Raw genomic sequence first — 10,284 nt, forward strand, 5'->3', positions numbered from 1 at the left:
GTCTTTATTAAGATTTTCGTCTGCAAAAAACAACAAAGTTTAAGAAAAGAGCCTTTATTAAAAAGGAGAAATGTTCAAAAAATATTATAATTATGCAAATAACTGACCATACTAAATAATAGAAAAAGGCTGTTTTCTAATTATTAATGCTTTTCGTACTTTGTTATAACCGTTTAGCTTATGGGAATCTTTACCCAATAGGATTGCCCTTTCGAAAGCTAAAGAAAGACAGCATGTGATTTAAATAATAAAAGTACAACATTTTAAAGAAAAGAGCCTTGGAAAAGAATAAACCAAAAGGAGACAAGCATAATGAGAAAATCAATGAAAAAATCATTTGTTGATTTAGTTTTGGAAAATAGGCAGGAGCTTTTAAAAGATCGGGATGCAATGGAACGTATTGAAGAAAAATTAGAACAAAAACGGATGATAAAGAAAGCTGAATAAATCACATATTCCCTTCATTTCTGGAAAAACTGTTAGAAAAGGAGGGAATTTTACTTTGAGTAACCCAAAAAGAAGACCTCAGAATTATGTCCCAAACCATATTGGCACACAACCGCGTTCTGCAGGAGGCAATAAAGGGAAAAAGATGCAGGATAAATCCGGAGAGCATGCACAAGTAATGCAGACAAAAGGAGAGTAGTATCCTTGAATTTCCACCAATTCTTTTTTGATAACTAGTTACACTAATGATGTACCGAGTATTTGGTACATCTACTTTCATCAAGGAGGAATTTGCTGATGGCATGGAACAAACCGAAACCGGATGACCGTAGCGATAATGTAGAAAAGCTGCAAAATATGGTACAAAACACGATAGAAAATATGGAAAAAGCAGAAGCTACAGCAGAATTTGCTGATAATGAGCAAAAAGCAAATATTGAAGCAAAAAATGAACGCCGTCGTGAAAGCATCGATGCGATGAGAAGCGAGATCAAGGATGAGGCGGCAGCACAGGAAAACAATTATAAGTAGTATTAACGAATGAAGCCGGCCAACTGCCGGCTTTCCTGTTTTAATAAGAATGATGATTATAAATTAACCTCTTTCACCAAGTGAAATTGCATTTCAAATTTCACCAAGTGAAATTGCACTTCTAATTTCACTCATCCATAGGCCTATGATCAAGGCACTTGCGCTTTTCTAACAAGCCCTATTATTTTCCGAACAAAAAAATGCATGATACAATGATAATACGAGTTTTAAATTACTTGAGGTGAAATCATGAAAATATCTGAAAAAGAAATTGAAGTAAGATATGCAGAAACAGACCAAATGGGTGTTGTATATCATGCGAATTATTTAGTTTGGATGGAGCTTGGTCGTACTCAGCTAATAGAGGATTTAGGCTTTAAATACGCTGATATGGAAGCAAAGGGAATTCTTTCACCAGTCATCGATATACAAATTTCTTATAAAAAACCTGTACGTTATGGGGAAAAAGCTACAATAAAAACATGGGTAGAAGAGTACGATGGCATCCGTGTTGCTTATGGTTATGAAATTTATACTGGAAGTGGAGATTTATCGGTTACGGCAATTTCCAAGCATGCCTGTGTAAAAAAAGAATCCTTCCGACCTGTTTCCATTCGTAAATTATTCCCGGACTGGCATGATGCTTACGAGAAAGCCAAAAAGGGAAGCGAGATGTGAATGACCTATGGCATTTGGAATTACGAAAAAGCAATTAAAAGACTGGAAAAAGGCAATAGATAATGGAGAAATCGCATTTCTAACCCATTTTTGGCTGGATGAACGCTTTCCCGAAGCAAGATCTGTTACAAAGGTTGGATGCAGTGATTTATATAAACTCCAAAAATGGGGAGCTAATTACAACCTCAAAAAGGAATGGATACACCATCGTCCAGATGGCTATTCACATTTTGATTTACTTGGACCAAAACAAAAAGAAATTTTAACATCTGAAGGTGTGATCGACGAGCATATTAAATTTTTATAACCTTACAAGCCTCCACTCGAATAATTCGAATGGAGGTTTTCATTTTTTAAATATTTTTTATCCCATTCCCAATATTTAAAACACCTCTATTTTCGATATTTAAAATTCTGAAAATTATAGTAAAATTATCATATATCTATATTTGAAAAGTGAAAAAAATCCAGTCATACATAAAATGGGGGATGAATATGGAACACGATGTGATAGTAGTTGGGGCAGGACTAGCCGGACTTGTTGCTGCAACGGAAATTGCCGATGCAAAGAAAAAAGTCCTGCTACTGGACCAGGAACCGGAAAGCTCATTGGGTGGGCAAGCATGGTGGTCCTTTGGAGGATTATTCTTGATAGATTCGCCTGAACAACGTAGAATGGGCATCAAAGATTCTAGGGATTTAGCTTGGCAGGATTGGCTTGGTTCAGCGGGATTTGATCGTGAAGATGACGAGGATTATTGGGGGAAAAAGTGGGCGGAAAGCTATATAGACTTTGCAGCAGGAGAGAAGCGATCATGGCTCTATGATATGGGAGTAAGATTTTTTCCGGTAGTTGGCTGGGCTGAACGTGGAGGGTATTTGGCTGACGGACACGGAAATTCTGTACCTAGATTTCATATTGTATGGGGAACGGGTCCGGGGATTGTAGCACCTTTTGAAAGAAGGTTAAGAGAGCATATTATGAATGGATGGATTGATTATCGACCGCGTCATCGGGTAGATGATCTAATCGTAGAGAATGGGGCTGTTGTCGGGGTACGGGGTTCTATTTTAGAATCAAGTCCTGTAGAACGAGGGGAAGAAAGCTCCAGAGTAGTGGTAGGTGATTTTGAATTTACAACACAAATAGTTGCCGTTACTAGCGGTGGAATAGGAGCCAATCATGAATTAATCCGAAAGAATTGGCCCAGCAGGCTTGGGCCAGCACCTAAAGTGATGCTTTCTGGTGTTCCTGCCCATGTGGATGGCAGAATGCTTTCGATTACAGAAAAGGCAGGAGGGCGTATTGTAAACCGTGATCGTATGTGGCATTATACGGAAGGAATTAAAAACTGGAATCCTGTTTGGAATCTTCATGGAATCCGAATTTTGCCAGGGCCATCATCCATTTGGCTCAATGCGAAGGGGAGAAGATTTCCCGCTCCTAACTTCCCTGGCTTCGACACCCTTGGAACACTAGAAGCCATTCAAAAAACAGGATATAGCTATTCATGGTTTATTTTAACGCAAAAAATTATTGAGAGAGAGTTCGCCCTTTCTGGTTCAGAACAAAATCCTGATTTAACGGGAAAAAGCATCAGACAGGTAATGTCCAGAGCACTGCCGGGAGCATCGGCCCCGGTGCAAGCTTTTATGGATAAAGGAGAGGATTTTGTTATCGCAAACACCTTGTCCGAGCTTGTAGAAGGGATGAACAATATAACAGAGGAAAAACTATTAAATTATCAAGAAATCGAGAAACAAATTATTGCTCGTGATCGAGAAATAGAAAATACATTTACAAAGGATTTGCAAATAACAGCCATTCGTGGAGCACGTAATTATATCGGTGATAAATTGATACGTGTCGCAAAGCCCCACAGGATCCTTGATCCTAAAAATGGACCACTCATAGCTGTTCGGTTAAACATCCTAAGTCGAAAAACATTGGGAGGCTTGCAAACTGATCTATCTGGTCGAGTGCTTGATTCAGCAGGAAATCCTATCCTTGGCCTTTATGCAGCTGGGGAAGTATCTGGCTTTGGCGGCGGCGGCATTCATGGCTACCGGGCATTGGAGGGAACATTTGTAGGCGGATGTCTTTTTACAGGAAGAACAGCAGGCAGGGCCATAGCAGAAGAATTAAATTAAGAACAAAAGCGCAGACGCCTTGATTAATGGCGTACGGATTTTGGAGTCAAATTTCACTCCGAATAAACAAATCGATGCCCGCTGATCGTAGAGAGGAGACGTAGGAATCCGCAAGCTGTTAGGTGTTGTAGCTGGGCGTAGATATTTTGTTAAAAAGGTTACCAAAATGTTAAGTTTCATAATTCCCTAATATAAAAGCCTAAGTCACAATTTGACTTAGGCTTTTATTATGCTCTTCGAAAATGCTATTTTATTTTTTAAGGCCACTCATCATGTGCTGCATAATCTCATTATAAGAGTGATCTGCCATTCCATTGGCATAAGCGTCCTGCAAAGGATACAATCGATAATTTTTTAGTTTTTGATTATATACAAAAGTAGGGTAGAACTGAACATCTTCAAGCTTAATGCTTTTTCCACTTGATGTAACGTCTTTTGAAACCTTTATTTCAACCATGCCACCTATGTCTTTGTAATCCCACATTTGTCCAGAGATAAAGTTCCCGAGTGAGTACACAACCAGAGCATCCCGACCATCTTCGGTATGCATTTTTTCAATTGGCTGCAGAACATGAGGATGGCTTCCGAGGATAATATCTGCACCGCCATCTGTAAACAGCTTCGCTAATTGCTTTTGTTCCTCGTTAGGCTGGCGTTGATATTCGATACCCCAGTGCATACTTAAAATTACCACATCTGCTTGGGAACGAGCTTTTTTGAGCTCAGCAAGAATTTTATCCCTATCAATTAGATTTACCAAATAATCTTTTCCTTCGGGAACTGGTATCCCGTTCGTTCCATAGGTATACGAAAGAACCGCAATTTTTATTCCATTAATCGTTTCTATTCTTAGTGTATCTTGGTCCTCTTTGCTTTTAAAGGTTCCAACATGCGGAAGGTGCACTTTATCATAGTAAGAAAGAGCGCTTAACAATCCTCTTTCCCCCTTATCTAGTGCATGATTATTAGCAGTGGTTACAAAATCTACCCCTGCATCTTTAATGGCATCCACAATTTCGTATGGGCTATTAAAGCTTGGATAACTAGAAACACCGAGCTGCGCTCCACCAGGGGTGGATTCTTGATTCGCAATTAATAAATCAGGCTTTTGCATCATTGCTTTTACATTTTGAAAGATCGGTTTGAAGTTATATCCGTCTTTCGTTTTGGCATCCTCATACACCCAATCATGAATAAGAATATCCCCAATGCCCCCAATAGTGACATTGGAATGAAACTCCTTCGTTTTCAAACTTAAAGTTCGCGTTGTGTTTGTCTGAACTGTATATTCTTTTTTGGAAAATGCATTTTTCCAATCACCATATTGTTTAAATATCAAAATCCCTATTGCGCAAATTAAAAGCAAACATATGAATATTACACTGTAAAGCTTTTGTTTTCCCCTCATTCTTGTACCAGCCTTTACTTATTTTTATATCTATATGACATTTTAATATTACTATATGAAGGTCGATTCGTGTTGATTTATTTCGAAAATAGGCGAAATAAACAAAAAATAGGAGTAGATGAATAGCCTTTCGCGCTTTATTCCAACATTAATACACTGCCTAAGACAAAACACCTACTCAAAAATGATTCAATACAGTAATAAAATAGACAAGAAAAAACGCCCTAGTCCATTTATATTAGGGCGTACTTTCATTTAGGCTCTTTTCTTATACTTTAATGCTTTTTCAGAAGAAAATCCTAGTAACCACTTAACTCTTGGTAATGAAAGTACCTTCATAAGAAAAGATGCGCCGAGCTAAGATGATATTAGGATTTATAACAGTATAGGAAAACAACAATTTATCGAATACAGCTTTCATTCATAATGAATTATATCCATTTAACTTTTGGTTCCGTTTTTTCACGTATTCTCTTTATATTCGCCCGATGTCGATAGATGACGAAAAATCCTAATGCAAAAACTACTACAAATAGTGGCCAATCCTGCTGGATTAGCATATCAACAAATGAATAAACTATTGCAGCAATACCAGCAATAATAGAAGATAGTGAAACATATTTGCTAATTTTTAAGCTGACTAAAAATACGATAATAACAAATAAAAATAATATAGGGCTGTATGCAAGTATAACACCGCCTGAGGTTGCTACTGCTTTCCCACCTCTAAAGCCCGCAAAGATTGGAAACATATGTCCGATAACGGCTATAAGTCCAACTAGAAGAGGGTGGAAATGCTCTAATGGTACCCCAAAAAGTATTGGTAGAAGAGTTGCTAGTGTACCCTTTAAAATATCGGCAATTGTGACAGCAATTCCTGCTTTCTTTCCAAGTGTACGAAATGAATTCGTTGCACCAAGGTTTCCGCTTCCATGCTGGCGGATATCAATTCCGTAAAATAATTTCCCAACAATTAAGCCTGATGGGATGGAGCCTAATAGATAGGCGAGAATAAGTATAATTGCATAAATCATCGACATTTCTCCTTTAGAGGATTGTTTAAAATGTTAATCAAGCTTATTAATAAGTGCTTTATTATTGTATCACGTTAATATTGCTAAATAAAAAGGATTTTTCATCGCTGAACAATAATTTGTTTATGAAGGTTGGTGCAGCTGAAAGTCCAGGAAAGTTTTTTCATAGCTATATATTTACTCTTTTCATCCTAATAATCCTCCTGTACGATTAAGATAGGGGAAATTAGGAGGATACGATGGAAACTATACCTTTACGATCAAAACCAAAAAAGAATACGAAATGGCTTTTTAGTTTTAGCATACTATTTGTCATGATAACAGGGATATTATTATATATATATTACCCATTTGCATCAACAAAAAAAACAACCTATGTATCTGGCGAATATCCGATATTAATACAAGGTGCTATTCATGGAAACGCGATCCGCAGTGATAAGAACACTTTTATCCCGCTAGAAACAGTAAAGGATCAGATCGATAACAGTATTTATGAAGAAAGTAATTCCATAATTATTACAACCAAATTAAAGGTCATTCAAATTCCTATTAATCAAAATACGATATATGTAAATGCCAAAGCAGAGAAACTTAGTCATCCTATGCTAAAAGTAGTAGCCGGCAAGAAATATTTGGCTCTTGACATGTTGAAGTCTATTTACCCAATCCAATACCACTTAACGAATAAAACCAATGTTGTGTGGATAGAGAAATTGGGAGAGAAATATTATAACGGCAAAATCACTTCCAAAAAGGCAAGAAAGGCGTATCTTCGCCTGCGCCAAAACAATGACCTGCAGTCCCCATATGTCGCGGAGGTTGGTAAAGGGGAAGCAGTTCATATTGAACGTGTAATGAAAGATTACTATTTTGTTAGAACGCTCCAAGGAATCGGAGGATATATAAAAAAAGAATATGTTATAAAAGAAGGCCAGAAGCAAGTACATTTTCCCTTTCAAGCGGAAACAGTACGCCTGCTGCCTATTTCAAAGCCAATCCACTTATCCTGGGAGGCAGTTTATATAAAGACACCTGACCCTTCCCAGCTTCCTGCTATGCCTGGCGTTAATGCTGTCTCACCAACATGGTTTCGGCTTAAAAATGCAAATGGAGACATTTCTAATCTATTATCCACCGATTATATTAAATGGGCAAAACAGCATCATATGCAGGTGTGGGGACTTTTTTCCAATTCCTTTGATCCTGATTTAACAAAAGCTGCTTTTAGCAAATTTGAAAACAGACAAAAAATAATCCGAAAACTTGTAACCATCGCCAACAAAGAAAATTTAGATGGAATTAATATTGATATTGAAAACGTTCGTCCGGAGGATGGACCGCTGGTCACTCAGTTTGTGAGAGAAGCTTCTGCGAATCTCCATGCCAATCACAAATATGTATCTATGGATATTACTTTCATCGCAAAAGGAAATTGGTCCGAATTTTACGAGCGGGAGAAGCTGGGCAAAATGGTTGATTACTTAATTGTCATGGCATATGATGAACACTGGGGAACTTCACCGATTGCGGGAAGTGTTGCCAGTTTGCCATGGGTTGAAACTAATTTGCAATCCATCTTAAAATTAGTTCCAAATGATAAACTAATACTTGGTGTTCCTTTTTATACTCGCTTATGGAAAGAGGAATGGAAGAATGGCCAATTGAAAACAACTTCTAAAACATTATCCATGGATCAAGCGAATGAATGGATGAAGAAACACAAAGTAAAAATCCAATTGGATTCCAAAAGTGAACAACATTATGTTGAGTATTCGGACTCTAAATCAAATATTACCTATAAAATGTGGTTAGAGGATGAATATTCCTTAGCTAAAAGAGCCGAAATTGCGGGACACTATCAATTAGCGGGAATTGCTTCATGGGCAAGGTCATTTGGAAATGCGCAGGGCTGGGTTTCCCTGCAATCTACTCTTTCAGCTTACAAAAATAAATAAATTAACAACATTGATTAGTTAGGGGTTTTTAGTAATGAAAACATTTTTATCAGCCATCCAGTGGATGGCTTTTATGATTGCCGGTTCTATCGCAGCACCTATTGCCATTGCTGATTTATTTCACTTAAATCCAGTAGAAACTTCTGCTTTTATGCAAAGAACCATATTTGTATTGGGGATTGCAGGACTATTACAGGGATTCATTGGCCATCGCTTGCCCGTTTCAGAAGGACCTGCCGGCTTATGGTGGAGTGTATTTGCTATTTATGCAGGTTTTGTAGGTAGTATGTATTCAACCGGTATAGCAGCGCTAAATGCGTTATGCGGCGGTATGATTTTTAGTGGTATCGTTTTCTTTATCCTGTCTGCCTTGGGATTAATCGAAAAGCTGGCAAAGCTTTTTACACCAACGATAACGTTTATCTATTTATTCCTTCTTATTTTGCAATTAAGTGGTTCCTTTGTAAAAGGAATGCTTGGATTAACAGAAGAGCAAGTACATATTCAGCCGACTGTCGCCATTCTATGCATCGTTATTATCCTCGTAACGTTCTATCTTGGCAAAGTAAATATTCAATGGGTACAGCAATTTTCTATTATTTTTGGATTGCTGTTAGGCTGGATACTCTTTATTATTTTCGGGTTAGCTCCTAAGGTTCCTGAGAGTCACTCCATTTTTGCCTTTCCAAAGCTATTTCATTTCGGGAAACCAACCTTTGATTCAGGAGTTCTGACCACTTCCTTCTTCATTACAATATTATTAACGACCAATATGATTGCTTCCATACGAGTGATGGAGGAAGTGTTAAAAGGATATCATAATAAGCCTGTTAGCTATAAGCGTTCAGGGTTTATTTCAGGATTGAACCAAATTCTTGGAGGTATATTTTCTGCTATTGGGTCTGTCCCAATATCCGGCTCAGCTGGCTTTGTTGCTCAAACTGGAATAAAATCCATTAAACCATTTATTATTGGCGGGATTCTGGTGACTGTAATTTCATTGTTACCTCCGCTTATGCATATCATGTCTGCACTTCCCGCACCTGTCGGTTATGCGGTAACATTTGTTATTTTCACAAAAATGATTGGGCTTGCGTTATCAGAGATTGAAAAATCAACAGATCGAGACATTACATATACAACTGCAGGTATTGCATTAATGGTTGGAGTAGGTACGATGTTTCTGCCGAGTGAAGCTACGGTCAAATTACCTACATTCATAGGTTCACTTGTAAATAATGGATTAGTTCTTGGGACTATCATTGCTATTGGAAGTGAACAATATCTACGCTGGCAGAAAAAAAGAAAATCCGCTTCGATTTCAAGATAAGTTGCAGAAGGGAGCAGAAAAGCGTACGATAAATATATAAGATTGGGGGGTTCAAAGTGACAATTGAAATTCCGAGCAGAGATGAAATCAGAGAAATTTTAAAAAAAGCGAAGCGTATTGCTGTGGTTGGATTAAGCGATAATCCGGAAAGAACCTCTTATATGGTTTCTGAGGCTATGCAAAAAGCAGGTTATGAGATCATACCTGTCAATCCTTCCGTCCAGAATGTTTTAGGAGTACCAGCTGTTTCTTCCTTAAAGGAAATTGAAGGGCATATAGATATTGTTAATGTCTTTCGACGATCGGAATTTTTACTTGAAATAGCAAAGGAATTTGCAGAAATCGATGCAGATGTTTTTTGGGCGCAATTAGGTCTTGAAAATGAAGAAGCGTATCAGTTTTTAAAGGAAAAAGGATATACCGTTATAATGGATCGCTGTATTAAAGTAGAGCATGCATTGACAAAATGATTTTTCTTTAAACAAGCGTATACGTATTCGTACGCTTGTTTTTTATTACATTGAAAAACCACAGGCAAGATATATTGGCCTTTATAAAAAACGGAAGAAATAAAAAGCAAAAAATGCAAGAGGCACTAAAAAGTCATTTGCCAAATGGGAAAATATCGCTAAAATAGTTCATAGACGCTTGTTCGGAATATGATATAATGATAATCGAACGAACGTTCGTATTATCGATTTAATTATTACTAAGATTAGTTTTGATAGAGATAGAGAGCTGTGTTGT

Annotated in this window: 11 protein-coding genes; 9 read left to right on the top strand and 2 right to left on the bottom strand. The window is 37.5% G+C overall.

Annotated features, from left to right (window positions below; genetic code table 11):
* Window positions 1-312: 312 nt before the first annotated feature.
* The 6 genes from KHA87_RS06890 (at window position 313) to KHA87_RS06915 (ending at window position 3,807) form a co-directional block, all read left to right on the top strand.
* Entirely contained in the window at window positions 313-447 is a 135-nt protein-coding gene (locus KHA87_RS06890) for an FbpB family small basic protein (RefSeq protein WP_213093348.1), read from the top strand.
* Window positions 448-502: 55 nt separating this feature from the next.
* Window positions 503-646 (top strand): acid-soluble spore protein N, encoded by a 144-nt coding sequence (locus KHA87_RS06895; RefSeq protein ID WP_213093349.1) that lies wholly within the window; start codon window positions 503-505, stop codon window positions 644-646.
* Window positions 647-744: 98 nt separating this feature from the next.
* Entirely contained in the window at window positions 745-978 is a 234-nt protein-coding gene (tlp, locus tag KHA87_RS06900) for a small acid-soluble spore protein Tlp (RefSeq protein ID WP_213093350.1), read from the top strand.
* Between the two features lie 249 nt (window positions 979-1,227).
* Window positions 1,228-1,656 carry an acyl-CoA thioesterase gene (locus KHA87_RS06905; protein WP_213093351.1) on the top strand — a complete coding sequence of 143 codons (429 nt, stop codon included), beginning with the start codon at window positions 1,228-1,230 and terminating at the stop codon, window positions 1,654-1,656.
* Between the two features lie 7 nt (window positions 1,657-1,663).
* On the top strand, window positions 1,664-1,963 hold the full coding sequence (locus KHA87_RS06910; RefSeq protein WP_213093352.1) for a hypothetical protein: 300 nt from the start codon (window positions 1,664-1,666) through the stop codon (window positions 1,961-1,963).
* A 188-nt stretch (window positions 1,964-2,151) separates the two neighbouring features.
* A complete protein-coding gene (locus KHA87_RS06915) occupies window positions 2,152-3,807 on the top strand; it encodes an FAD-binding dehydrogenase (protein ID WP_213093353.1) in 1,656 nt (551 codons plus the stop codon).
* Window positions 3,808-4,057: 250 nt separating this feature from the next.
* On the opposite strand, the gene KHA87_RS06920 is transcribed toward KHA87_RS06915, so the two are convergent.
* A complete protein-coding gene (locus KHA87_RS06920; protein WP_213093354.1) occupies window positions 4,058-5,215 on the bottom strand; it encodes a CapA family protein in 1,158 nt (385 codons plus the stop codon).
* Between the two features lie 431 nt (window positions 5,216-5,646).
* Window positions 5,647-6,249 (bottom strand): glycerol-3-phosphate 1-O-acyltransferase PlsY, encoded by a 603-nt coding sequence (gene plsY, locus KHA87_RS06925; protein ID WP_213093355.1) that lies wholly within the window; start codon window positions 6,247-6,249, stop codon window positions 5,647-5,649.
* Between the two features lie 239 nt (window positions 6,250-6,488).
* On the opposite strand from plsY, the gene KHA87_RS06930 reads away from it, so the two are divergent.
* From KHA87_RS06930 to KHA87_RS06940, 3 genes are read left to right on the top strand one after another with little or no spacing between them, the layout of a single operon-like run.
* Complete coding sequence (locus KHA87_RS06930; protein ID WP_213093356.1) at window positions 6,489-8,207, top strand: glycosyl hydrolase family 18 protein; 1,719 nt, start codon at window positions 6,489-6,491, stop codon at window positions 8,205-8,207.
* A gap of 34 nt (window positions 8,208-8,241) precedes the next feature.
* Window positions 8,242-9,537 carry a purine/pyrimidine permease gene (locus KHA87_RS06935; protein WP_213093357.1) on the top strand — a complete coding sequence of 432 codons (1,296 nt, stop codon included), beginning with the start codon at window positions 8,242-8,244 and terminating at the stop codon, window positions 9,535-9,537.
* Between the two features lie 56 nt (window positions 9,538-9,593).
* The gene (locus KHA87_RS06940; RefSeq protein WP_213093358.1) at window positions 9,594-10,007 is read left to right on the top strand and encodes a CoA-binding protein; all 414 of its coding nucleotides are present in this window, start codon (window positions 9,594-9,596) and stop codon (window positions 10,005-10,007) included.
* Window positions 10,008-10,284 lie beyond the last annotated feature (277 nt).

The sequence above is a fragment of the Bacillus sp. FJAT-49736 genome, from assembly GCF_018343615.1.
Taxonomy (GTDB): Bacteria; Bacillota; Bacilli; order Bacillales; family Bacillaceae_C; genus Margalitia.